This window comes from Thermodesulfobacterium sp. (assembly GCF_030445475.1).
Classification (GTDB): Bacteria; Desulfobacterota; Thermodesulfobacteria; order Thermodesulfobacteriales; family Thermodesulfobacteriaceae; genus Thermodesulfobacterium; species Thermodesulfobacterium commune.
The window spans coordinates 57,799-82,350 of the sequence record NZ_JASUTP010000002.1 but is presented as its reverse complement, the minus strand read 5'-3'; the positions used below and the strand labels follow the sequence as shown (position 1 = coordinate 82,350).

The 24,552-nt window shown below is 37.6% G+C and carries 27 protein-coding genes and 2 pseudogenes; 5 read left to right on the top strand and 24 right to left on the bottom strand.

Going from position 1 to position 24,552, the window contains the following annotated elements:
* From PWP26_RS01850 to ribD, 3 genes are read left to right on the top strand one after another with little or no spacing between them, the layout of a single operon-like run.
* Complete coding sequence (locus PWP26_RS01850; RefSeq protein WP_273010914.1) at positions 1 to 609, top strand: tetratricopeptide repeat protein; 609 nt, start codon at positions 1 to 3, stop codon at positions 607 to 609.
* Between the two features lie 3 nt (positions 610 to 612).
* The gene (locus PWP26_RS01845; protein ID WP_273019014.1) at positions 613 to 1,074 is read left to right on the top strand and encodes a DUF1992 domain-containing protein; all 462 of its coding nucleotides are present in this window, start codon (positions 613 to 615) and stop codon (positions 1,072 to 1,074) included.
* A 3-nt stretch (positions 1,075 to 1,077) separates the two neighbouring features.
* Positions 1,078 to 2,211: a bifunctional diaminohydroxyphosphoribosylaminopyrimidine deaminase/5-amino-6-(5-phosphoribosylamino)uracil reductase RibD gene (gene ribD / locus PWP26_RS01840; protein WP_287568082.1), complete on the top strand. Its 1,134-nt coding sequence runs from the start codon at positions 1,078 to 1,080 to the stop codon at positions 2,209 to 2,211.
* Here ribD and coaE read toward each other — a convergent pair.
* Genes coaE through PWP26_RS01825 form a run of 3 tightly spaced genes read right to left on the bottom strand, consistent with a single transcriptional unit; the run spans position 2,189 to position 4,722 of the window.
* Complete coding sequence (gene coaE / locus PWP26_RS01835) at positions 2,189 to 2,749, bottom strand: dephospho-CoA kinase (protein ID WP_287568083.1); 561 nt, start codon at positions 2,747 to 2,749, stop codon at positions 2,189 to 2,191. The two genes, ribD and coaE, sit on opposite strands and share 23 nt — an antisense overlap.
* Complete coding sequence (locus PWP26_RS01830; RefSeq protein WP_287568084.1) at positions 2,746 to 3,663, bottom strand: RluA family pseudouridine synthase; 918 nt, start codon at positions 3,661 to 3,663, stop codon at positions 2,746 to 2,748. The genes coaE and PWP26_RS01830 overlap by 4 nt, the downstream gene beginning before the upstream one ends.
* Positions 3,664 to 3,675: 12 nt before the next feature.
* Positions 3,676 to 4,722 carry a histone deacetylase gene (locus PWP26_RS01825; RefSeq protein WP_301398853.1) on the bottom strand — a complete coding sequence of 349 codons (1,047 nt, stop codon included), beginning with the start codon at positions 4,720 to 4,722 and terminating at the stop codon, positions 3,676 to 3,678.
* Between the two features lie 205 nt (positions 4,723 to 4,927).
* Here PWP26_RS01825 and PWP26_RS01820 point away from each other — a divergent pair, with 205 nt between their 5' ends.
* Complete coding sequence (locus PWP26_RS01820) at positions 4,928 to 5,161, top strand: winged helix-turn-helix transcriptional regulator (protein WP_038060183.1); 234 nt, start codon at positions 4,928 to 4,930, stop codon at positions 5,159 to 5,161.
* Here the strand turns inward: PWP26_RS01820 and PWP26_RS01815 are convergent.
* The 18 genes from PWP26_RS01815 to ruvB form a co-directional block, all read right to left on the bottom strand.
* On the bottom strand, positions 5,158 to 6,078 hold the full coding sequence (locus PWP26_RS01815) for a bifunctional riboflavin kinase/FAD synthetase (protein ID WP_287568085.1): 921 nt from the start codon (positions 6,076 to 6,078) through the stop codon (positions 5,158 to 5,160). The genes PWP26_RS01820 and PWP26_RS01815 overlap by 4 nt on opposite strands.
* Positions 6,059 to 7,192 carry a glutamine-hydrolyzing carbamoyl-phosphate synthase small subunit gene (gene carA, locus PWP26_RS01810; protein WP_287568086.1) on the bottom strand — a complete coding sequence of 378 codons (1,134 nt, stop codon included), beginning with the start codon at positions 7,190 to 7,192 and terminating at the stop codon, positions 6,059 to 6,061. The genes PWP26_RS01815 and carA overlap by 20 nt, the downstream gene beginning before the upstream one ends.
* 17 nt (positions 7,193 to 7,209) lie before the next feature.
* Positions 7,210 to 8,353 (bottom strand): peptide chain release factor 2 gene (gene prfB, locus PWP26_RS01805; protein WP_273010795.1). Its coding sequence is split into 2 segments (ribosomal slippage): positions 7,210 to 8,259 and positions 8,261 to 8,353, totalling 1,143 coding nucleotides; the frame shifts between segments, so codons are not numbered across the junction.
* Positions 8,354 to 8,385: 32 nt separating this feature from the next.
* Positions 8,386 to 9,111, bottom strand: a complete 726-nt coding sequence (locus PWP26_RS01800) for a DVU0298 family protein (protein ID WP_051754532.1) — start codon at positions 9,109 to 9,111, stop codon at positions 8,386 to 8,388.
* 13 nt (positions 9,112 to 9,124) lie between these two features.
* Positions 9,125 to 10,315, bottom strand: coding sequence for an FprA family A-type flavoprotein (locus PWP26_RS01795; protein WP_038060178.1), 1,191 nt, complete (start codon positions 10,313 to 10,315; stop codon positions 9,125 to 9,127).
* 34 nt (positions 10,316 to 10,349) lie between these two features.
* Positions 10,350 to 10,697, bottom strand: coding sequence for a hypothetical protein (locus PWP26_RS01790; protein WP_038060177.1), 348 nt, complete (start codon positions 10,695 to 10,697; stop codon positions 10,350 to 10,352).
* 62 nt (positions 10,698 to 10,759) lie between these two features.
* Positions 10,760 to 10,921: a rubredoxin gene (gene rd, locus PWP26_RS01785; protein WP_081856490.1), complete on the bottom strand. Its 162-nt coding sequence runs from the start codon at positions 10,919 to 10,921 to the stop codon at positions 10,760 to 10,762.
* 41 nt (positions 10,922 to 10,962) lie between these two features.
* Entirely contained in the window at positions 10,963 to 11,157 is a 195-nt protein-coding gene (locus PWP26_RS01780; protein WP_038060175.1) for a rubredoxin, read from the bottom strand.
* Between the two features lie 27 nt (positions 11,158 to 11,184).
* On the bottom strand, positions 11,185 to 11,361 hold the full coding sequence (locus PWP26_RS01775; protein ID WP_081890666.1) for a rubredoxin: 177 nt from the start codon (positions 11,359 to 11,361) through the stop codon (positions 11,185 to 11,187).
* Positions 11,362 to 11,384: 23 nt separating this feature from the next.
* On the bottom strand, positions 11,385 to 11,765 hold the full coding sequence (locus PWP26_RS01770; protein ID WP_038060174.1) for a desulfoferrodoxin: 381 nt from the start codon (positions 11,763 to 11,765) through the stop codon (positions 11,385 to 11,387).
* Between the two features lie 170 nt (positions 11,766 to 11,935).
* Positions 11,936 to 12,292: a MerR family transcriptional regulator gene (locus PWP26_RS01765; protein ID WP_051173040.1), complete on the bottom strand. Its 357-nt coding sequence runs from the start codon at positions 12,290 to 12,292 to the stop codon at positions 11,936 to 11,938.
* Positions 12,282 to 12,575: an HU family DNA-binding protein gene (locus PWP26_RS01760; protein WP_022855461.1), complete on the bottom strand. Its 294-nt coding sequence runs from the start codon at positions 12,573 to 12,575 to the stop codon at positions 12,282 to 12,284. Before PWP26_RS01760 ends, PWP26_RS01765 begins: the two co-directional genes overlap by 11 nt.
* The gene (gene pheT / locus PWP26_RS01755; RefSeq protein ID WP_273010792.1) at positions 12,572 to 14,974 is read right to left on the bottom strand and encodes a phenylalanine--tRNA ligase subunit beta; all 2,403 of its coding nucleotides are present in this window, start codon (positions 14,972 to 14,974) and stop codon (positions 12,572 to 12,574) included. The genes PWP26_RS01760 and pheT overlap by 4 nt, the downstream gene beginning before the upstream one ends.
* A 38-nt stretch (positions 14,975 to 15,012) precedes the next feature.
* Complete coding sequence (gene pheS / locus PWP26_RS01750) at positions 15,013 to 16,026, bottom strand: phenylalanine--tRNA ligase subunit alpha (protein WP_028843067.1); 1,014 nt, start codon at positions 16,024 to 16,026, stop codon at positions 15,013 to 15,015.
* Positions 16,026 to 16,382 (bottom strand): 50S ribosomal protein L20, encoded by a 357-nt coding sequence (gene rplT, locus PWP26_RS01745; protein ID WP_038060172.1) that lies wholly within the window; start codon positions 16,380 to 16,382, stop codon positions 16,026 to 16,028. Before rplT ends, pheS begins: the two co-directional genes overlap by 1 nt.
* 33 nt (positions 16,383 to 16,415) lie before the next feature.
* Positions 16,416 to 16,622 (bottom strand): 50S ribosomal protein L35, encoded by a 207-nt coding sequence (gene rpmI, locus PWP26_RS01740; protein WP_022855457.1) that lies wholly within the window; start codon positions 16,620 to 16,622, stop codon positions 16,416 to 16,418.
* 70 nt (positions 16,623 to 16,692) lie between these two features.
* Positions 16,693 to 17,532 (bottom strand): 3-methyl-2-oxobutanoate hydroxymethyltransferase, encoded by an 840-nt coding sequence (gene panB / locus PWP26_RS01735; RefSeq protein WP_273010793.1) that lies wholly within the window; start codon positions 17,530 to 17,532, stop codon positions 16,693 to 16,695.
* Entirely contained in the window at positions 17,514 to 18,512 is a 999-nt protein-coding gene (ruvB, locus tag PWP26_RS01730; RefSeq protein WP_051754533.1) for a Holliday junction branch migration DNA helicase RuvB, read from the bottom strand. Before ruvB ends, panB begins: the two co-directional genes overlap by 19 nt.
* A gap of 199 nt (positions 18,513 to 18,711) precedes the next feature.
* Here ruvB and PWP26_RS01725 point away from each other — a divergent pair.
* Positions 18,712 to 21,930, top strand: a pseudogene (locus PWP26_RS01725) (ribonucleoside triphosphate reductase).
* Positions 21,931 to 22,159: 229 nt separating this feature from the next.
* Here the strand turns inward: PWP26_RS01725 and xth are convergent.
* The 3 genes and pseudogenes from xth to PWP26_RS01710 form a co-directional block, all read right to left on the bottom strand.
* Entirely contained in the window at positions 22,160 to 22,963 is an 804-nt protein-coding gene (gene xth / locus PWP26_RS01720; protein WP_301398851.1) for an exodeoxyribonuclease III, read from the bottom strand.
* Between the two features lie 92 nt (positions 22,964 to 23,055).
* Positions 23,056 to 23,145: pseudogene (locus PWP26_RS08190) on the bottom strand (RCKP-type rubredoxin-like domain-containing protein); the annotation flags it as partial.
* Positions 23,146 to 23,357: 212 nt separating this feature from the next.
* Entirely contained in the window at positions 23,358 to 24,509 is a 1,152-nt protein-coding gene (locus PWP26_RS01710; RefSeq protein WP_301398850.1) for a carbohydrate porin, read from the bottom strand.
* Positions 24,510 to 24,552: the final 43 nt, after the last annotated feature.

Here is a 24,552-nt window from a genome sequence, read left to right as displayed (position 1 = left end):
ATGAACTTAGGAGACAAACTTTTATACTATACAGAACGATTGCAACATTTTTTTGATCGCTATCTAAGGCTTATCTTAGCTTGTGTGGTAATTCTTATAGGTATAGGAATTTTATGGAGTGGGGTTAAATACTATTTTGCTAAAAAAGAAAAAGAAGCTGCTCTTGAACTTTTAAAAGCTGTAAGCAGCCCTAACTTGATACCTTCATTAGAAGAGGTAACCAAAAAACATAAAAACACCTCAGCTGGATTAATATCTGCTATAATCCTCTCAGACTATTATTATCAACAGAAGAATTTTAACAAAACCCAAGAACTTTTACTTATTTTAGAGAAAAAATATCCTAAAAAAATCAAAGGACTTGTTTGGTATTATCAAGCTAAAATAGCCGAATCTCAAGGTAAATGGGACCAAGCCTTCGAACTTTATCAAAAAATCGACCAGAAATATCCTGACCTTCAAAATCTAATATTATTAGACTTAGGTCGGGCGGCTGAAAAAATCGGTAAAACCCAGATAGCTAAAGAGTGTTATCAAAAGGCTCTAAATCAAACTCAAGATGAGGTTTTAAAAGGCATTGCCGAAACCAAAATAAAAAACCTAAACTAAACCATGAGCCTTCTTATTTTTAAAAAGTTGGCCGAAGAAAAAATAAGAGAAGCCATGGAAAACGGAGAGTTTGACCATCTTGAGCTTAAAGGGAAACCCCTTAAACTTGAAGAAAATCCTTTTGTTCCTGAAGACCTAAGGGTAGTCTATAAAATACTTCAAAACGCAGGGTTTCTACCTAAGGAAGTAGAACTCCGAAAAGAGATCTCTAAATTAGAAGAACTTTTAGAGGAAGACTTGCAAGATGCTTATTCAAAAATTAAAAAACTTTCGGCCCTTCTTTTTCATCTAAACCAAATAAGAAAAGGCCCTATAAACATTCCTGACGAATATTTTTGCAAAGTAGCTGAAAAAATCAAGCTGGCTAAAGAAAGTAGCAAAGAACCTGCAGAAAAGAAAGAGATCGACTGGATGAAACTTCAAACTTTTCTATACATTTCTTCTTTAAAGCCAAGAAAAAAATAAACGATGGAAAAATTGTCTGACAAATTTTTCATGAAACTTGCTATCAAAGAGGCAGAAAAAGGATTAGGCTACACTTCTCCTAATCCAGTGGTAGGGGCGGTCCTGGTAGATCCTGTTACTCACACAGTAATCTCCAAAGGTTATCATAAGCACTACGGAGGACCTCATGCAGAAGTAGTAGCCATAGAAAAAGCAAAGGGGAGAACCCAAGGGGCTATCCTTTATGTTACCTTAGAGCCTTGCAACCATCATGGGAAAACCCCTCCGTGCACCGAAAAAATTTTAGCAAGTGGTATCCAAAAGGTGGTCTGTGGAATAAGGGACCCAAACCCTGTAGCTAAAGGAGGCCTTGAGTTTCTTGCTTCAAAAGGAATAGAAGTCAACGCCGGGGTATTAGAAAGGGAAGTAAAAGTTTTAACCCGTTTTTTTCTTAGCAGAATCCTAAGAAAAAGACCCTGGATTTTACTAAAAGTTGCGGCAAGCTTAGACGGCAAAATTGCTACTTCTACCGGTGATTCAAAATGGATAACCGGGGAAAAAGCAAGAGCATACGCCCATAAGCTAAGAGGAATGTTTGATGCCATCCTGGTTGGGAAAAACACGGTAGTTAAAGACAACCCCCTTCTTACCTGTAGGTTAAAAAAAGGAAAAAACCCTATAAGGATTATTCTTGATACCAATCTAAGTCTTGGCTTGGATTATAAGGTCTTTCAAACCTTAAATGAAGCTCAAACGATTATAGTCTGCCAGGAAAAGGTGCCCCAAGAAAAAGAAAAAGCCTTTCAAAACGCAGGGGTTCTTGTTTGGAAACTTCCGTTAAAAAATAGCAAAATAGACCTGAACTTTTTGATGGAAAAATGTTTAGAACATGGTATCAACTCAATAATGGTTGAAGGAGGCGCCAGAGTCCATGGGAGTTTTTTAGAAGAAGGTTTGGTAGATGAGGTCTGTTACATGATCGGCCCTGTGATTATTGGAGATAAAAAAGGAATTTCTGCGATAGAGAGAGATCCAATACCAACTCTTAAAGAGGCTGTACGCCTTCATGAGCTAAATGTTAAAAAATTAGGAGACTCTTATATGTTTCATGGGTACACAGAGCAAGGGATTAGTCTTATCGAAACTCCTTTAAAATAGTCTTAATTTCTTCTTTAAGAACCTCTAAGGGTTTTTCTGAAGAAAAAAGCCTATGTGCCCTTTTGGCTTTTTCTTCTAAGGGGAATTGTAAGCTTGCCAGTTTTAAAACCAACTCAGGAAAGGTTGACCTTGTCTTAATCCTTTCTTGCTGGGTTTTTGAGGAACAAACAACCACCCAAACCTCATCAAACATCTCCTCCCATCCACATTCAAACAAAAGAGGGACCTCAACAAAAACCACCTTTTCTCCTTTTTGCCTACAGGTTTCAAAAAATCTTTTTAATTCAGCCTTGACCGCTGGATGCAAAACCTCTTCTAAAGACTTTTTTGCCTTTTCATCTGATATGATTTTTTCTAAAATCTTTTTTTTATCCAAAGTCCCAAACAACTGGTAAATTTTTTCTCTAATCTCAGGTTGCTCATAGAGTTTTTTTACTACTTCATCACAAGAAAAGACAGGACAGCTTAATTCCCGTAAAAGGTTCAATAAGGAAGTCTTACCTGTAGCAACTCCTCCAGTAATGGCTATTTTCTTCATTTTTTAACCAGGTTTAAATAGACTTGAAAATCCTCAGGAATAGGAGCCTCAAATTCCATCTCTATGTTCGAGATAGGGTGGAAAAATTTTAACCGAAAGGCATGAAGCATCAACCTTGGTGGTTTAGGAACATCAGGTTTTAACCCTCCATAGATAGGGTCTCCCAGGATTGGGTGCCCTAAAAAAGAAAAATGAACCCTTAGTTGATGGGTTCTTCCGGTAACAGGTTTGGCAACAACTAGACATGCTTTGTTAAGATACTCTTTTACCTCATATAAAGTAATAGCAAGCCTTCCTTCTTTCAGAACTGCCATCTTTTTTCTGTGGGTAGGATGGCGTCCGATAAAGGTTTCTATTTTACCTTGCTGGGGTTTAAGATGTTTGTAGAGAATAGCTAAATAGTTTTTCTCTATCAATCTTTGTTTAAAAGCCTCTACCAGCAACTTATGAGACATGTCATTTTTGGCAACCAGCATAAGACCTGAGGTATCCTTGTCTAAACGGTGTACTATCCCAGGACGTATTTTCCCTCCGATGGCTGAGAGATTTTTAAGTCTTTTTAATAAGCCATGGACCAAAGTATCGTCCAAATGCCCTGGGGCAGGATGAACGACAATCCCGGCAGGTTTGTTGATAATAGCTATATGTTCATCCTCGTAAATTATGTCAAAAGGAACATCCTTAGGATTAAGCTCTAAAGGTTTAGGCTCAGGGATTTTAACCTGAATAAAGTCTTGTATTTTGATTTTATAACTTGGTTTTACTGGTCTACCGTTTACCAAAACCAAGGATGTTTCGATCAACTCTTGGACTCTACTTCGACTTAAGTCTGAAATTTTTTCTTTCAAAAAAACATCTAACCTTTTTCCTCCATCATGTTCTTCTACCTTAAATTCTAACACTTTTTCTTCCATAGCCACTTAACCTTAAATCTCCCAAAATCCTTTAAAAGCAAACAAATCTTTTATTTTCCTAAAAAGCTCTAAAGCATAAGAAGAAGGTGAAACCTCATAATGTAAAAACCTCTTTTTTTCTTCTATCAATGTTTTAATTAAAGTTGCGGTACCCTCTGAAAGATTTTTTAAATTATACCCCCCTTCTAAAGAAAACAAAATTTTACCATTACAAAAATTATATGCTATCTCTCTTAATATCTCAGTAATTATAGCGATTCCTTTACAACTAACCTCAAGATCTCCTAAAGGATCATCTAACATGCAATCAAAACCTGCGGAGACAAGTATTAACTGAGGTTTATATTGAAACGCTATAGGTTTAAGAAGGTTTTGATAAAAGAAAATAAAGTCGTCATCTCCACATCCATGCTTCAGGGGAACATTTATCGTATAGCCTCTTCCATAACCTGTTCCTATTTCATCATAGTTTCCAGTTCCTGGATAATAAGGATATTGATGGGTAGAGAAAAACAAAACTTCATCAGTATGATAAAAAGACTTTTGGGTCCCATTTCCATGATGAAGGTCAAAGTCTACTATTAAAATCCTTTTAATTCCGTAATAATTTCTTGCATAGTAGGCTGCAAGAGCTATGTTATTAAAAAGGCAAAAACCCATGGCCCGATCTCTTTCTGCATGATGTCCAGGTGGTCTGACCAAGGCAAACACATAATCAAAACCCTCTTCAAAAATAAGCTTTAATCCAGTTTTTTGAGCACCAACTGCATAGCAAGCAGCCTCAAAAGAATATTCGTTACCTCCTGTATCTGCATCTATCTGAAAAGTACCTTTCTCTGCACTTGTCTTTATAAAGTTGTATAAACTTTCTGTATGGTTCCAAAGTATTTCTTCTTTTTCGGCCTTTTCAGGAGGAAAAATTTGTATTAATGGCCTTAAATCTTCTTTGTTTAATCTCTCTAAAATAACTTTTACTCTTTCTGGTCTCTCAGGATGAAAACTGCCAGGATCATGTTTTAAAAAAATCTCATCAAATATCACAGCAACTTTATTACCCATTTTATACCTTTCATTATAACAAAATCTTTTAAAAATTGAACCTAAAAATCTCCACACTATTTACACACTTTATTTTATACTCAATAACTACAATATTTGGTTTTTATTATATTATTGTTCCAAGCTTATCTACTTATATTATTGATTTATTTTTTTCTTAGGTTATAATTTAAAATTCCAAAACAGAACAATAGGAGGAAAAATTATGAGAAAAAGAAGTAGATTTATTACAGTTGAGGATGTAAAATTTGTATATGAAAACTATGCCAAAATGAGTGCATCTGAGATAGCAGAAAAATTAGGAATTAGTAAATTTCAAGTTAATAAAATCGTCAATGAACTAAGAAAAAGAGGAATTAACATTCCCAAAAAAATAGGTAAAAAGAAAAATGTTTATGATCAGTTTGTAGAGATGTTAAAAGAAGAAAATAAAGCTTAATCGGTTAAGATTGTGTCTATCAATCGGCAATCTTTACTGATTTGGGCTTTAAGTTCTTCTATAGACCCAAATTTTCTTTCTGGTCTAATTTTCTTAACAAACTCTACTTTAAGCTGTTTTCCGTACAATTCTTGGTTAAATCCTAAAAGGTGGACTTCTACAGTGAGTTCTTTTTGTTCAAAGGTAGGTTTAACTCCAATGTTCATAGCCCCTTTAAACCTTTGATTTTGGTAATAAACCCACACTGCATAAACCCCTGAGGGGGGCAAAAGTTTATTTTTAGGTATTTCTATGTTAGCCGTAGGAAATCCAAGTTTTTTTCCTAGCCCTTGACCTTTTATCACCTTTCCTATCAGAAAGTAGCGATGTCCAAGAAAAAGATTGGCCTTTTCTATATCTCCTTTTTCGATGGTTTGTCTTATCAAAGTGCTTGAAACCGTGGTATGATCGACAGTAACAGGATCTACTGTCTTTACCACAAAACCGAACCTTTCTCCTAATCTTTTTAAAAATTCTGGGTCACCCTCTCTTTTTCTGCCAAACCTAAAGTTAAAACCTATAACTACTCCTTTAGCCTTAAGACTATCTACTAAGTATTCTTCTACAAAGAGGTCTGGGGTAAGCTTGGCCATGTTAACTGAAAAAGGTATTATAGCAACATGTTCTATGTTTAGACGAAAAAAAAGGTCAAGTTTTTCTTCAAAGGTGGTTAAAAGTTTAAAGTTGGCTTCAGGGAACAAAACAGTTCGAGGATGAGGGTCAAAAGAAACTAACAGCGGGGTTACGCCTAACTCGGTGCTAAGGGCAAAAGTTTCTCTAAAAAGGTTTTTGTGTCCTAAATGGATACCGTCAAAACTTCCTATAGTAACAGCGGTTTCAAAAGGTAAAGGGAAATCTTTAGGGGTATATGTTTTCAACCTTTCCCTCCACCATTTTTAAAAAGCTGTCAAAAAGATAGACTGAATCATGGGGACCAGGTGCGTTTTCAGGATGGTATTGGACTGACATTGCCCTAAGGTCTGGGACAAAAATCCCTTCAAGGGTGTCATCGTTAAGATTTACATGGGTAATCACCGTATCCTTAGGAAGCTCTTCTTTTTTAACACAGAAACCATGGTTTTGAGAAGTAATCTCTACCTTTTTGTTTATCAGGTTTAAAACAGGATGGTTTATCCCTCTATGTCCAAACTTTAGTTTATAAGTAGTAGCTCCCAAGGCTTGTCCTAAGATCTGGTGCCCCAAACATATACCGAAAATAGGTTTTTTACCTAAAAGTTGTTTTACTGTGTTTACGATATGCTGTAAAGGTGCAGGGTCTCCTGGACCGTTAGAAAGGAAAATCCCGTCAGGATTATGGGCAAGAATCTCGTCAGCTGAGGTATAGCACGGAAACACCAAACACTCGGCATCTCTTTCTACAAACAACCTTAACTGATTAAACTTTAACCCACAGTCTAACACCGCTATTTTGTACTTAGCTTCCCCCTTAAAAGTGGTTAACCTTTCCTTCCCCTGTTTTCCGTAGTAATAAGGCTCTTTACAAGTAACATATTGGACTAAATCCCTACCTACGTAATCAGGACTCTCTTTTATCTTTTCTAAAAATTTTTTAGGATCCAAAGTCTCGGTGGTTATTCCTCCCTTCATAGAACCGTAAAGTCTAAGGTGCCTGGTTAAAGCTCTGGTGTCTATTCCCTCTACCGCCAAAACGTTATTTTCAATCAACCACTCTCCTAAAGACTTTTCAGCCCTCCAGTTGCTGTAAAAAGGTTGATATTCTCTTACGATAAAACCCGCTACTTGAATCCTTTCGCTTTCCATATCTTCAGAATTGATCCCATAGTTTCCGATAAGAGGATAAGTCATGGTTACTATCTGACCATAATAAGAGGGGTCGGTAAGTATTTCTTGATAACCGGTCATCCCTGTGTTAAACACTATTTCACCATAGGTTTCTCCGGTTATGGTAAAAGACCTTCCCCAAAAGTAGGTTCCGTCTTCTAACATTACCAAGGCTTTTAGTTTGTCCATAAAGCACCCCTTAGTCCTTAAGTTTTTTGATTAAGCTTTTGCTTTGCATCCCACAGTAAATATTCCCGGATAAAATCGTCTATCTCTCCATCTAAAACATCTTCCACCTTAAAAACCTCTAACTGGGTACGATGATCCTTTACCACCTTGTAAGGATGTAAGATATAACTTCTTATCTGATTACCCCAACCTATTTCTTTTTTTTCACCGATCAGACTTTCTTTTTTCTGTTCAAGTTTTTGCTTTTCTAACTGATATAATCTTGATTTTAATATTTTCAAAGCTATGGCTTTGTTAAGATGTTGACTTCGCTCATTCTGGCAAGAAACCACTATCCCTGTAGGGATATGGGTAATCCTAACCGCACTTTCTGTTTTGTTAACATGCTGGCCTCCGTGGCCACCTGCCCTCATAGTTTCAATCTTTAAGTCTTCAGGTCTTATCTCCACCTCTATGTTTTCGTCTATTTCAGGAATTACCGTTACCGAAGCAAAAGAAGTATGTCTTCTTGCATTAGCATCAAAAGGTGATATTCTAATCAACCTATGAATACCTTTTTCTCCTTTAAGATACCCATAAGCCCAAGGGCCTTCAACTAAAATTACTGCACTCTTTATCCCTGCCTCTTCTCCAGGCAGGCTGTCTACCAATTTTACCGAAAATCCCTTTTTTTCAGCCCACTTTACATACATCTTTAGCAACATATAAGCCCAGTCCTGAGCGTCTGTGCCTCCTGTTCCTGCATGGATGCTTAAAATGGCAGAAGAATAGTCATACTCATCGGAAAGAAGAAGCTTGCTTTCTTCTTTCTTTAGTTTTTTTTCAAACCGTTCTATGTCTTCAAAAAGGATTTCTAAATAATCTGGATTTTTTTCCTCTTTGTAAAGTTCATACCACTCAGAAAGGTTTAAAAAATCTTTTTCTAAATCTTCAAAAAGATTTAACCTTTCTATCAGGCTTGCACGCTCTTTAAGCAGGTTCTTAATAGAAGGGGATTCCCAGTCGATGTTGTTTTGTTGAAAAACTTCTTCTATCTGAGAAAGGCGTTTTTTGATAGAATCGGGGTCAAAGACACCCCCTTAAATCTTGAAGCTGTTCAGAAAAATAATTTAAAATCTTTTCTAAGTCTATGTTTTTATAAACCTGAGCCGCTGTTTTCATAGCGAGATAAATATAAAACAATTTTTTAAAAATTAAACCCTAAAAACTAAACTTTCTGAACTTTTATATCGGATATCTTGGCCATCAAACATAAGGAGCCGAAATCTTTCTTTTTTAAACTCCTCTAACCGTTGTTTTATCGGAGTTGGGTCTAAGTTAAGAATAGACAAATCAGGAGAAATCTGAGAAAGTGACCATAAACTTAAGAAGCTTACTATCTTGTCTGTAGAAAAGATATGATCATACACATAAACATGCGCCTTTCTTTCGATGAGGTCCTCAGTCTTAGCTTGAGCTAATCTCCCTATTCCCCAGATTATCCCTCTCTGAGCCGGAGGAAACTCCAAGTAATTATCTGCCTTATATTTTCTTTCATCCTTTGGGTCCCAGATGTAAGAAACATAAATCGAAAGATATTCTTTCCTCAAAACCTCTGAATAAAACATCGCCTCAGCAAATCCTTCAGGAACCCCCCAAGCCATGCTCCCTGACTCCTCATTTAACATCCACATAAGCCTTCTGATTACTACCCTTGCTCTCTCTATATCCTGATCTGCTATTTTCTTTACAACCACACCAAAACAGGCTATAGCCTTCCACCTTACCATTTCATCTTTATGCAAAAAAGCCCCGATTAAAAAGCTTACCACCTTAGAAGGGGGAAGTGTCTTTATAGTTTCTATTGCCTTAAAAAGAGGGTCCTCTTCTAAAGTCTTGAGGACCCTCTTTTTAAGTTGGGGCTGGTAAAGATTAGGCAAAACCAACCTCTTTTTATACCTCTTTTATCTTTTGAGCTAAAAGCCTTCCCAAATCTGCGCAGCTTTTAAGTACTTCTTGATTAGGAGCATACTTGCATTTTATACCTTCGTGGATAACCTCAGCCTGTATCTCTTTTAAATACTCGTTTAGCTGAGCTACTGCCTCTCCACTCCATCCGTAGGAACCAAAGGCAAACCCTAATTTTTTTCTCGGTCTAAGTCCTTTCATATAGGTTACAAAGGAAGCCATGGTAGGAAGCAGGTTGTTGTTAAGGGTGGAAGAACCTAAAACTACACCTTTAGCAAGCATAACCTCAGTCATCACATCTGTTATGTCAGAAACAGAAAGTTTAAACACCCTCGCCTCTACACCTTCTTTAACAACTCCTTCAGCAATAGCATAAGCCATCTTTTCGGTGCTCTTCCACATAGTATCATAAACTATCACCACCCGATTATCTGCCTCATAAGAACTCCACTTATCATAAAGTTCTAAAATGTCTTTTATCTTGCTTCTCCAAACCACACCATGGTCAGGACAAATGGTCTCTATTTCAAGACCTAAATCTTTTATGGTTTTTAACAGCTTTTGAACCTGAGGAGAAAAAGGTAAAACGATGTTAGCGTAATACTTAGCTGCCTCTTGGATTAAAACACAGTAGTCTACCTCGTCATCAAACCTTACACTGGTTGCGTAGTGCTGTCCAAAGGCATCCTGAGAAATAAGGATCTTCTCTTCAGGAATATAACTCACCATGCTATCAGGCCAGTGTATCATCGGGGTTTCTATAAACCGGATGGTTCTTTTACCTATCTTTACTTCGTATCCCGTCTTTACCTCTTCAAAGGGAAAGTCAGTGTTATGTAGATAGGCAGAAAGCCCTAATTTTCCGTTTCTGGTAATGAAAATCTTTTCAGGGTTGATTTTTTGAGCAATATAGCTGAAACCTCCTGCATGGTCAGGTTCAATATGGTTTACCACTAAATAATCAATCTTTTCAGGATTGATTATCTTAGAAATACGCCCAAGCATCTCATCCTCAAAACCGTGTTTTACGGTATCAAACAGCGTAACCTTTTCATCGATCACAAGGTAACTATTGTAGGTAGTACCCTTAATGGTTGTGTAACCATGAAAATTTCTTACATGCCAGTCTACCGCTCCTACCCAATAAATCCCTTCTTTAATCTTAACTGGCTCCATAAACCCCTCCTGCAATCATTTAATATGTTTAGAGTTAGAGTGTAATGATAGTATAACCTTTTTTTATAAAGTTTGCCATACCAGCATGCCCATACATATCTTCCAAAATCTCAAGTCCTTTTTCTTTAGCTACCTCTAACGTCCCCATCTTTTGTGCACAAGCCTTACAAACACCTGCGATAAGATTTTTTTCTAAACATTTTTGAAAAAGATTGTATAACACGCTCTTTTCGGAAAAAAGTTCAGGAATTAACTTGGTAGAAGCACCCTCTAAAACTACCTTTACTTCAAGACCTTTTTCTGCTGCATCCAAAGCATTTAACAAAACATGGATAAAACACATAGGCTCTTCTTTAAAGGCAAAAAAGGCTATTTTATTCATAACATCACCTCTAAATTTTTAAAGGTAAAGAAGGGAGGATTTTCCTCCCTTCTTTTGATCAATTAATCTTCTGGTACGAAATCGCTTTTAGCTGCTCCACAAATCGGACAGGTCCAATCATCAGGAAGACTCTCAAAAGGAGTGCCTGCAGGAATACCATTGTCAGGATCCCCGTTGGCCGGGTCATAAACATAACCACAAACACTACACTTGTACTTTTTCATAGGTAACCTCCTGGTTTAATTTTTATGGTTTAAGTAACAACTTAAAAACCTCTTTCCTCTTCCTTAAAGGTAGTCTTGTTAGCCCCACAATGAGGGCAAGTCCAGCTTTCAGGTAGGTCCTCAAAACAAGTTCCTGGAGGAGAAACAAACCTTGAAGGATCCCCTTTCTCCGGGTCATAAAGGTAACCACAACATTTACACCTATATTTTTTTCCTTTCTTGTGCTTCTTTTCCATAAAACGTATTCCTGTTTATTTTACTAATTAATCGGGTAAAGGTAGAAACATATTTTTAGGAGCTCCACATCTTGGGCACTTCCAGTTGTCTGGTAGTTTCTCAAAAGGTGTCCCTGGAGGTATATTTCCTTTTGTATCTCCTTGTTCAGGGTCGTAGATGTAACCACACCTGCTACATTTATATTTTTTAGGTTTGTCAGCCATAACTTCACCCCTGCCTTTAAAATTTATGCGCCTTGCCAATATCCATGAAGGTTACACCACTCCTTAGCCACTACCTTGGCTGCTTTTACCTCAAACACCGCCTCAGGAGCCTCCCCAGGCTTCAAGAACTTAATGTAAACCTTATCTTCATCAGCATGCAACTCAATCCACTCTATGTAATGTTCCTCTGTCATGGGATGAGGCACACTTCCTACCTTTACCTTATAGACATCTCCTTCTTTTTCTATCACAGGAACATGCTTCTCAACGGCCGCATCCACTGTATTAGGAGTTTGTAACTCCATAGGTTTTCCACAACAAACCAACTGACCTTTTCCTCCATGCATCACCAACACTATGTTTCCACAGACCTGACATTTATAAAGTCCAAGTTTTTCCGCCATAACCCCCTCCTTTTTATAAAAATTTTAAATTAAAAATAATTCATTTTAAAATAAAAGTCAATACCTTTTCAAAAAATTTAAAAAAAATTTTTTATCTATTTAAAATCTCTCAAAGTTTAGATTTATTTAGCAAAACCAGCCGAAAATAGGAAACTTAAGGATTGTAATTTTTATAAAGACTTGTAGATTTCTTTAAGTTCTTTGATTACTTCCCTGATAAGCTTTCTCAGGGCTTTTTCTTTTGTAAGGACCTCTTTTGGACTGAAAAGGGCTGGTTGTTCAAGTTTATAAAGGTTCAAAAACTTTTTAACCCCTTCTAAGGTATACCCTTCTTCTATCAGTTTTTTTACCTTAAAAAGAAGTTCAAGTTGGTCTTTTTTGTAAAACTTTCTGTTAGAAATTCGATAAGGTTTAAGCTGGGGGATCTTTTTTTCCCAGTAATAAAGCACATGAGGTTTTATATTTAAAAGTTGAGCAACCTCAGAAAGAGGAACATAAAGGGTTTCTAAAGGCTTTTTAGGTTTCATCTTGAAGTTCAGCTTTAAACTGAGGAGCTATCTTAAACCTTACCTTTTTAAACGAAGGTATCTTGACGACCTCCCCAGTTTTTAAGTTCCTCCCTATTTTCTCCTTGGTTTTATAAGGAATAAAACTTCCAAACCTTACTATCTGAACCTCTTCCCCTCTTTCTAACCCAAGTTTTATTTCTTCTAAGATTTCTTCCACAATCCTACCTAAGGTCCTCTTAGAAAGACCAGTCTTTTCAGCCAAAACCTTTATTACTTCTTTTTTGGTTATCGTCTTTTTCATCGTGGTTTAGCGTTAAATTTATCAAAAATCTTTTTAGCTACCTCATCTTGAATGTGATTGACCTCTTCATCGGTTAAGGTTCTATCTTCAGCTCTATACCAAAACCTCAAACTTACGCTTTTTTGACCTTCTGGAATAGGTGGGCCTTCATAAACCTTCACACAGCTGACCTTCTCTAAGTAAGGAATAGATAAATTTTTAATAAAAGCTAATATCTCTCCCACCTCAAAATTTCTATCAACTACACAGGTTACATCCCTGGTGGTAGAAGGAAACTTAGGAGGCTTTTTAAGCTTTTTAATGCTACCTAAAGAAGGGAAAATTTTCAAAATCTTTTCTAAGTTTATCTCCCCCACCAATACGTTGGTCTTAAGGTCAAAACTCTTTAATATAAAGGTTTTTACTTCTCCTGCAAAACCGATTTTTTCTTCTCCAAGATAAAGGTCAAAAGAAAGACCGCGTTTTAAAAAAGGCTCTTCAGAATATGGCTTAAACGCTACTTCAAGGGTTAGGATCTCAAAAAACTCCTCCAAAACACCTTTAAGGTCATAAATATCAAATTTTTCTGGTTGACCATGCCAGTTCTCGGTATTCTTTTGTCCCATCAATAAAAATCCCAGGTATAAAGGCTCATCTGGGAGGAGTTCTTGATTAGGTATAAAGACCTTTCCTGTTTCAAAGATAGCAAGAGAATTAACCTCTCTAAAAAAGTTAAAACAAGCAGTCCTGAGAAGCCCAGGGATTAAAGTAGTTCTCATCACAGACTGGTTAGAGGCAAGAGGATTAGCTATCTCTAAAGGTTTAGACCTAAGGTCTTCTGGATCGAGATGAAGTCTGTCTAAATCCTTTGGGTCTATAAAACTATAGGTAATTACCTCAAAAAATCCAAAGGCTCTAAAAAGCTCCTTTACCTTTTCTTCTAACCTTAAAAATGGGCTTTTCCCTTTAGCCCAAAGGTCTGCTTTAGGAAAAGTAGTAGGTATTTTTTCGTATCCATATACTCTGGCGATCTCTTCGATCAAGTCCTCTGGTATCTTTAAGTCCTGTCTGTAGGAAAAAGGTTTTACTTCAAAACTATCTCCTATAGACCTTACCTCACCCACCTTCGAAAGAATACCTTTTATTTCCTCTACAGGAAGAGAAAACCCTAAATATTTGGTTACCTTTTTTTGTGATAACACGATTTGAGGATATACATAAGGCTTAGGATAAAGGTCTACCATCTCAGAAAAACGCTCGGCCTTGGCTGTCTCTAAGATCATCTGAGTAGCCCTTAACACCGCTAAAGGTATACCCTCAGGATCTATGTTTCTTTCAAACCTGTAGGAGCTTTCAGTTGAAACCTTGTGTCTTTGAGAACTCATCCTTATCCATTTAGGATTAAACCAGGCAGCCTCTAAAAAAAGATTTTTTGTTTCTTCAGAAACCCCTGACTCCTCTCCTCCCATGATACCCGCAAGCACAAGGGCTTTTTCTGCATCGGCTATCACCAAATCTTCTTCTGTAAGAGTTCTCTCTATCCCGTCAAGCATCATTAATTTTTCCTGAGGATAGGCTCTACGAACGATTATCGCATGCCCATTTATCTTGTCCCAATCAAATGCATGTAAAGGCTGTCCTAATTCTAAAAGAACATAATTGGTGATATCTACCACGTTGTTGATCGGTCTTAAACCACATTCCCATAGTCTCTTTTGAATATAAAAAGGACTTTCCCCTATTTGAACGTTTTCAAAGGTTCTCCCTATATACCTAAAACAACCTTCAGGCTCTAAAATCTTGATCTCACCTTTAAAATATTTACCTTCTTTTAAGTAATCCTCAAAAAGAAGAGGTTTTAACTCCCAGGAAGTTAACAAATGAAGTTCTCTTGCTGCACCCAAGACAGAAAGTACATCTCCTCTGTTAGGAGTTACCGCAAGTTCTAACACAGCCTCATTTATTCCTAAAATTTCATAAACAGACCTTCCTAACGGAGAACCCTCTGGTAAAACCAGTAAGACCTCCTTTTCAGGGCCTGTCCCAGCTTCATAAGGAGAGAGAAACATCCCCTCAGATTGATACTTTTTTACCCTCTTTACTTCTACCTTATCTCCGGAAAAAGTATTACTCCCAGGTTTGGCTAAGGCTAAAATAAGTCCTGGTTTTACCTGATCTTTAGCCGTGGTAAAGACTGTAAAGACCTCTTTCCCGTCGGTAACTTTACAAAGAGCTACTTCTTTAAGGTCTTCTGGAGTTAAAACTTCTATGATTTTTACCGAGATTATCTCTCCCAAACGTTGGTATGGATCTTCTACTGCTTCAACCTCGATACCACCCATCGTAAAGATTTCAGCAATCTCTTCTGGAGACTTTTGAAGGTCTATGAACTCTGAAAGCCAACTGACGGGGATTTTCATAAGGTCTCTCCTGTCTTAGGCTAAAGATTTAAAGGTCTTTACTTAAAACTTTCAAGGAAATATAGATGGTTATCAAAAAACAGCCTGATGTCATCTATTTCATATTTTATCATCGCTATCCTTTCGATACCAAGCCCAAAGGCAAAACCTTGCCATATAGAAACGTCATAATTAACCGACTTAAACACCTCAGGATGCACCATCCCAGCCCCTAAAATTTCTAACCAACCCGTACCACTACAAACCCTACATCCCTTTCCATTACAAATCACACAACTGATGTCCATCTCAACACTTGGTTCAGTAAAAGGAAAATAGCTTGGTCTAAACCTAACCTTGGTCTTTTCTCCAAAAACCTCTTTAGCAAAATAAGTAAGGACTCCTTTAAGGTCAGAGAAACTCACCTCTTTGTCCACCATCAAGCCTTCTATTTGATGAAACATCGGGGAATGTCTTACATCGTCATCGCATCTATAGACTTTACCAGGAGCGATGATCCTTAAAGGAGGCTTTCTCTCAAGCATAGTCCTTATTTGAATAGGGGAGGTGTGGGTTCTGAGGATACTTCCGTTTTTAAGATAAAAGGTTGCTTGCATATCCCTTGCTGGATGCCATTCTGGGATGTTCAAAGCGGTAAAGTTATAATATTCTGTCTCTACCTCAGGGCCCTGAACCATATCAAAGCCTAAACGCCCAAAAACCTCACAGATTTCCTTAATAACCTGGGTTAATGGATGAAGACCCCCTACTACAGGCCTTCTTCCAGGAAGCGTAAGGTCTAAGCCTGGAAGAATATCTTCCTGTTTAAAAAGAATTTCCTGCTCTTTTTTGACTAAAATTTCTTCTAAGAGATCTTTGAGTTCGTTTAAGATGGTTCCAACTTGTTTTTTTTCTTCCAAAGGGAGGTCCTTAAGCTTTTTAAGATAGCTGGTAAGGACCCCTTTTTTTCCTAAATATTTTAGACGAAAAGCGTTAAGTTCTTCAAGAGTAGAAAGGGTTTCAACATTTTTTAAAGCTTCTTGTTTAAGTTGTTCCAGTTCCTCGATTACCATCATTGCCACTGAGCTTTAGCCACTTCAACCAGCTTCGCAAAGGTTTCAGGCTCAGTTACCGCAAGATAGGCAAGCACTTTTCTGTTAAGGTCAACCCCTGCCTTCTTAAGACCTCCCATAAACTTGCTGTAATTCAAACCATAAGGTCTTACAGCAGCATTAATTCTTATCTGCCAAAGTCTTCTAAAATCTCTTTTCTTTTGGCGTCTATCCCTATAAGCATAAACCAAAGCCCTTTCTACGGTTTCCTTAGCTCTTCTGTAGACGTTTTTCCTCTGTCCCCAGTAGCCTTTGGCTAATTTTAAAAGTTTTTTATGCCTTCTTCTGGTCTTAAAACCACCTTTAGCCCTTGGCATAAACTTTTACCTCCTGTAATTTAAAGATTCAAACTAAAATTTATATGGGATAATCTTAGCCACGTGATCATAAAACCCAGCAAAAATCTCTTTGTATTTTTTAAGGTGCCTTTTGGTTTTTCTGCTCTTTTTCCTAAGAAGGTGACTTTTGCCGGCTTTTTTATGCATAATCTTACCATTAGCAGTAACCTTAAACCTTTTGGCAGCTGAACGGTTAGTCTTCATCTTAACCTTAGCCATAAGACAACACTCCCTTATAAAATTTTTATAATTTGAAAACTTTACACCAATTTTTTATAAAAACAACCCCTTAATCTTCTAACAATTCTTTAAGAATCTCTTGAGAAAGGGAAAAACTTTCATTTTCAGAAGGGAACACTTTTTCTTTACATTCCTTTATATATTGCTCTAAAGCCTTTTTAAAAGCACCAAATCCATCAAAATAAGCCTTAACAAACTTAGGTCTGAACCTTTTAAAAAGACCTACTATATCATGAAAAACCAAGATTTGTCCGTCCACAAAGGGACCTGCACCTATACCTATGGTAGGAACGTTTACTTTTTCGGTTATCACCTTAGAAAGCTCTGCAGGCACACATTCTATAACTATAGCAAAAACTCCTGCCTCCTCTAAAACCTGGGCATCCTTTATCAACTTTCTGGCACTTTCTATGGTTTTACCCTGAACCTTAAGGCCACCTAACTCCGCCGCCCTTTGAGGGGTAAGGCCTATATGCCCAAGCACAGGTATCCCTGCCCTGACGATAGCTTCAACCACCTCAGCTACCTCTTCTCCACCCTCTACCTTAACTCCATGACACCGTCCTTCCTTAATCATCAACCCTGCATTATAAACTGCCTGTTCCTTTGAAACCTGATAGCTTAAAAACGGCAAATCACCTATCCTTATCGTATTAGGAGCACCTCTACTCACTGTCTTGCAAAAAAGTAGCATCTCTTCCATTCCGATAGAAAAGGTATCTTCGTGCCCCAACATCACCATCGCCGCCGAATCACCAACAAGGATAAAATCTACTCCTGCAGCCTCAGCAATCTGAGCAGAGGTATAGTCATAAGCAGTTGAGGCCACGATAACCTCTTTTCCCTTTTTTTCCCTAAGACCATAAGGGCTTATTTTGAAAAGAGACATAAACCTTCCTCCAAGGGATTTATACCAAACCTTTCTTTAAGATAAAGATAGCCTTTTTGGGTAAGCACCCTTCCTTTTCTTGTGCGAGCAAGCATCCCTAACCTGATGAGGGCTGGTTCATAGATACTTTCTAACTCTTCAACACTTATACCTGAAGATAAAGCAAGGGACCCTAAACCCACCGGACCACCCTTAAACTCTTTATATAATGTTAAAAGGCACTTTCTGTCCTCAGGAGTAAGTCCCCATTCGTCTATGTCTAAAAGCTCTAAAAACTCTTTTACCAAGCCTTCGTCTACTTTTATAGGTTCTTCTGACTGGCTACGAGTTAACCAGGCAAAATCTTTTAACCTCCTTAATAAGTTTATAGCCTGCCTGGGGATGCCCTTTGAAGCCTTGGCTAAACTTAAGGCTGGCTTTTCGTCTATGTAAAGACCGTAAGCTTTACCTACTTTAATGATAATCTCTTTTAATTCTTCGTCAGTATAAAAATTAAGTTTAAAAATAAGCTGAAACCTGTCTCTTAGTGGTGCCAAGCAAAGATTAGGTTTATTGGTTGCGGCAATCAGCGTAAACTTAGGAAGGCTTAACCTGATGGTTTTGGCCACCTGACCTTTACCGATCACGATGTCTAACGCAAAGTCTTCCATGGCTGCATAAAGCACCTCTTGACATACCTTAGGCATACGATGTATCTCATCTATAAAAAGTATATCCCCTTCCTTAAGGTTTGTAAGGACTGCGGCTAAGGTGCCTGTTTTATCGAGGACAGGACCTGAGGTAATCTTAAGGTCTCTTCTTAACTCAAAAGCTATAATCCTTGCTAAGGTTGTTTTCCCAAGACCTGGAGCACCTATAAAAAACGTATGAGGAAAAACTTCTTGTCTGCTTTTTACAGAAGGAATGTATATCTTAAGCTCTTCTTTTATTCTTGTTTGACCTATAAATTCTTCAAGACTTGACGGTCTATATAAAACCATACAAAATTATTATACCACAAAAGAGAAGTCCAAATAGTATCAAAAAAACTCATTAAAAAAATTCAAAGCTTAAAATCTTTTTAACAAAAACAAACTTGACAAAAAAGGATAGAAGCTGTAAATTTAAAATTAACTAAATATTGTGGTATTTTCAAAGAAAAAACACAATATATTGTAGTTAAACTAACAGGAGGTCTTGATGGAGCCGTTAGTCAGAAAAAGAAACGGCAAAGTTGTTCCTTTTTCTCGTTTTAGGATCATAAACGCTATCCATAAGGCTATGAAGGCTACCCAAATAGGAACCAAAGCTGATGCTGAAAAAATAGCTGATGCTGTGTCTATCTTTCTTTACAGAAATTATTTTAAAAAGGGAGACATTCCTCATGTGGAAACCATCCAGGACATCATAGAAAGAACTTTGATGGAAAGAGGGTTCCCTGAGGTAGCTAAGGCTTATATTCTTTATCGTGAAAAAAGGCGTCAGGCAAGAGAAATCGGGCAAGCCTTAGTTGACGGTATTAACCTTATAGAGGAGTATATAGGCAATGAAGACTGGAGGGTAAAGGAAAATTCTAACATGAGTTTTAGCCTTCAAGGGCTCAATTTTCATGTAAGTTCTTCTATCGTTGCCCGTTATTGGTTAGAAAAGCTTTATCCTAAGGAAATAGCTGAAGCTCATAGAGAAGGAGATTTTCATATTCATGACCTTGGCTGTCTTTCAGCCTATTGCATGGGATGGGACCTATATGACCTTCTTTTAAGAGGATTTGGAGGGGTGAGTGGTAAGGTTGAAAGTGCCCCTCCTAAGCATTTTAGGTCTGCCCTTGGACAGATAGTAAACTTCTTTTATACCCTTCAAGGAGAAGGGGCTGGGGCTCAAGCCTTTTCTAACTTTGATACCCTCCTTGCTCCTTTTGTAAGGTATGACAAACTAACCTACCCTGAAGTAAAACAATGTATGCAGGAGTTTTTGTTTAATGTAAATGTGCCAACCAGAGTAGGTTTTCAATGCCTTTCTGAAGATACAGAAATTTTAACTCCAAATGGTTGGAAGAGGTGGAATGAAGTTAATGAAGGAGATTTTATCTATACTTTTAATCTTGAAAAGGGGACTATAGAACCTGCAAAGGTTACTTATGTGTTTAGAAGGAAGTATGAAGGCATAATGTATAACTTAAAAAATCGCAACCAGGATCAGCTTATCTCACCTGGCCATAGAGTTGTAAGACAAATATTTAATACAGATAAATTTATCCTTCAGCCTATTGAGGAGATACTTGGGTTTAAATCTCCTATTCCAATACCTGTTACAGGAGAAAACTCAAAAGAAGATTATCCCATTTCAGATGAGGAATTAAAGCTTTGTGCCTGGGTTCTTTCAGAGGGTTCAATAGAAAAAGACGGATCTAAAAGAGTTAGTATTTATCAGTCTAAGGAAAAACATCCTGAAAATTACGAAGAAATCAAGGCTTTACTTGAAAAATTGAACCTTGAATATACGGAAAGAGAACAGGAATCCTGGGGGAAATGTATCCATATAAGACTTTCTCCAGAGTCAAGCAAGTTTGTTCATGCGGTAATGGGAAATCCAAAAAAGATATTCCCTTTTTATCTTTATCAGTTAAGTAAAAGACAGGCTCGTCTTTTCCTTGAAACTTATGCTAAGGGTGATGGATGGATTGATGGAGGGAGGATAAGAATTATAACTACTAATAAAGATTTTACTGATGGACTTATGGCAGTGGGAGTTCTCGCAGGATACAATGTTTCCATAAGAGAACGCAAACCCGAAATAAATAATAAAAAATTAAGATATGAGCTAACCTTTACTCAGACTAAAACTGATTATATCCAACAAATAGATAAGGTTCCTTACTGTGGTATCATCTGGTCAGTTCATACCGAAAATGAAACTGTAATTGCAAGAAGAGCTGGGCAGGTGTTTATAACTGGAAATACACCTTTTACCAATCTTACCTTTGATCTTAAGCCTTCAAAGCTTTATGCCAAGGCAAATGTCATAATAGGTGGAAAACCTCAAGAAGAAACCTATGAGGAGTTTCACAAAGAAATGTCTATGATAAACAGGGCTTTTTGTGAGTTAATGATGGCAGGAGATGCTAAGGGAAGGATTTTTACCTTTCCTATTCCTACTTATAACATCACTAGGGATTTTGACTGGGATAATCCTGAGTATGAACCTCTTTGGGAGATGACCAGAAAATACGGGATACCTTATTTTGCAAACTTTGTCAACTCAGACATGGACCCAGAGGATGCTTTTAGTATGTGTTGCAGGCTCCGTCTCGATAAAAGAGAATTAAAGAAAAGAGGAGGAGGGTTGTTTGGGGCTAACCCTTTGACCGGAAGTATAGGGGTGGTTACCATCAACATGCCAAGGCTTGGATATCTTGCTACCTGTGAAGAGGATCTTTTTGAAAGGTTAGAAAGGTTGATGGAACTTGCTAAGGTATCCCTTGAGATCAAAAGAAAAGTGATCGAGGATTTTACTGAAAAAGGACTTTATCCATATTGTAAAGTTTACCTAAGCTCGGTAAAAGAGGCGAGAGGTGCTTACTGGGCTAACCATTTTTCTACTATAGGACTTGTAGGGTTGAATGAGATGTGCGTAAACTTCTTAGGGAAACCCATCTATGATCCTGAGGCTAAAGAGTTTGCGATAAAAGTTTTAAGATTTATGAGAGAAAAGATAAGTCTTTTTCAAGAGGAAACAGGAAATCTTTACAACCTTGAGGCCACTCCAGCAGAAGGAACAAGCTACAGACTGGCAAAAATTGACAAGAAAAAATTCCCCAGGATCAAAACCGCAGGTACTGAAGAAGCTCCTTACTACACTAATTCTTGCCATCTCCCTGTTAACTATACAGACGATATTTTTGAGATACTTACCCATCAAGATGACCTACAGATACTTTTTACTGGTGGAACGGTCGTTCATCTTTTTATCGGAGAAGAAATCCATGATACCAACGTGGTAAAGGACCTGGTAAAAACCGTGGTAGAAAACTTTAGGCTTCCCTATTTTTCCATCACACCTACCTTTTCTGTCTGTCCTGTACATGGCTATCTACCTGGGAGACATGACTTCTGCCCCTATCCTCATTCTGAAGCTGACTTAAACAGGTTTGGGGTAGAAATGGAGCTTCCGATTAGTCTGGCTAAAAATTTTGTTAATACAGCTATAAGTTAAAACTCCAACCCAAGGAGGTGTAGGATGAAAGAAGAAAAGACTCAAAAGGTAAAAGTGGTGCCTTGTGAGGTTTATAGTAGAGTGGTTGGATATTTTAGACCGGTACAGAACTGGAATAAAGGTAAACAGCAAGAGTTTAACGAAAGAAAGACTGTAAGGCTTGACGGTTCTTTCAAAGTAAAATTTTCTCCTGTAGGAAAACATTAATGGAAGACCAAAAAAGGGAGTGTTACCTCCCTTTAGTAAAGGAAAAAAGCTTAAAGAAAAAGGTTGGGGCTGGGGTCTGTGATTTTTGCGGAAAATCCCAGTCCTTTTGTTATCTCTGTACCCACTGCGGTCTTACCATTTGTCAAACTTGTTTTATAGAAAATCAGAGAATGTTTACCAGAAGTGGGGTAACCTGGGTTTGTCCTTCTTGCCTTAACTGGGAAACTCTTTAGACTAAAAATTTAGCTATTAAAGGGGCATGGTCTGACGGCTTAGGTTTAGTTCGAAAACTTTTTTCTACATAAACGTCTCCTAACTTTTCTAACAAAGGCCTAGTGATAAGAATATGGTCAAGACGCATCCCCTGATTTTTCTTAAAAGCCCCAAACTGATAATCCCACCAGGTAAAAACCCCTCGGGCATCGGGATACTTCTCTCGCAAAGTATCATAAAAACCAAAAGAAAGAAGGTCAAAAAAAGCTCTTCTTTCCTTTTCAGTAAAACAGATATGTCCTTCTAACAAACCTGGGGCAAACACATCCTTATCTTCTGGGGCTACGTTAAAGTCTCCCATAAGGATGATAGGGGCCTCAGGAGAAAAGTTTTTCTCAAAAAACTCTTTGAGCTGCCATAAAAAACTTATTTTGTAGTAATAGTAATCTGACTCAGGTTGACCTCCGTTTGGTATATACACCGAAAAAACCCAAAGAGAAGCGAAACCAAAGCCCTCAACCTCTATCCCAATAAGCCTTTCTTCTGCATCAGGAAAACTCTCAGGCTCTGAAGTATTTTCGAAACCCCGTTTTATAATCTTTGGAGCCACCTTTGAAAGTAAAGCCACTCCATTTCTCCCCTTCCCTCCAGAATGAACTACATGATAACCTATTTCTTGATAGGGTTGAAAAGGAAAATCTTCGGTCTTTAATTTGGTTTCTTGTAGAGCAAGGAGGTCTGGACCGACCTCCTTTAAAAATTCTAAAACCTGTTCTTTTCTAACTTTTATAGAGTTAACATTCCAGGTAGCAACTACCATGATAAATAGAATTACCCAGCTTTTTTCTTACATCCTCTTTTCTTAGGCTCACAAGAAGAGGATGAATTAGCTTCTGTCCCTTCTTTAACCATCGTGTTCATCTCTCCACATTTAGGGCATTTTTTAGGCTTACACCTTGATTCTTTTGTTTCTCCGCAGTTACTACATTTCCACAACCCCATAGTCCACCTCCTCCTCAAAATAATATAAAACTTAACTTTTATTAATACTCATTTTAGAAAAATTTCAAGACCTTTAATACGAAATTTTCTACCTGTTTTTATCTGAGGGAAATTTTTTTTTACTGAACATCAACTTAAATATGGTTAATATTTAAAAGTTAAGAGGGATAACCTTGAGGGGTTATCCCTTTGTACTATTTGTCTTACAAAGCTTAAAAAGTTAAGTTTAGCCTTACCCCGAAGATATGACCTTTATTTTCTGGGTTTTCCTCGTACTTAAGCCTATCTTTCATCCATTGCCAGTCAAAGGTGAGATGTGAGGCAAAGAGTTTTTCTTTTTCGTATATAGGAACAGAAAGATAGGCTTCTACAGCTTGTGTATGTTTTAGTTCTTCGTTTTTGGAAGAGGCTTTAAGGTAAGCGTAACCTACCCCTAATTCAACGTTTTTTACACCAAAGGGTTTAAACTTATAGTTCAACCCTAAGGAATACATGCTTTTGTAGTCTATTTCTGCGTCATCATCCTGAAAACCAGCTCTTGCAAAAACCCCAAGGGTATCTTTGATTATATCCTGGTCTATAGAAATACCCCAGCCTTTTAAGGCCTTTTTCTTTTCTCCATCCCAATCAGGGAAACGCTTGTTGGTAGTAAAGACAAAAACCCGATAGTTTCCTTCTCCAAGAGAGGTTTCTAATTTATACCCTACCTGAGCAGCATAATAATTATAAGTTTTCTTGTCAAACCTCGGGTCCTCATTCTCGTCAGTTTTACTTTGCATCCCCAATAAGGCTAAACTAAAAGGCCCTTTAGACCACTCTACAGCTACCCCGTAGTCATAACTTACAAGGTTAGTCAACGGGTTGTTTACAAAGGCCTCATTCATAAACTGGGTCAATTCATCGTTTGCAAACCGGTTTTGGTCGATGAAAGCGGTTGCGTCTATGATTCCCAAGGTTGTTTTAAGGGTTGAGTTGCCTGGTAGATCAAAGGTTCTTGCATACCAAAGTTCTTGCAAATGGTCTCTTGAACGGTTGTTGATGTTGTGAAGGTCATCCCTGAGGTCATCTGAATTAGGGGAGAGTTTAAAAGGACTAACCTTTTTTAATCCATTTCCTTTGGCAAAACTACCTCTTACAGAAAATTCATCCTTTTCTGTAGGTTTAAACGTAACCCTTGCGTCAAGAACCACAGACCCTTTTTCCTCGTCCTTAAAATCTCCCTTTCTCTTATCTAACCACTGGTAAACCCCTGTCAAATTTGCCTCGATAGAGAGTTTTTCGTTTACCTCATAAGCCTTAGCCTTAACAGGAACTCCAAAAACCAAAAGACCTAAGGACAAGGTCGTAAAAACCTTTCTTATCATAATCTCCCCCCTGATTTAGTTTTAGCTACATGTTTTTACAATT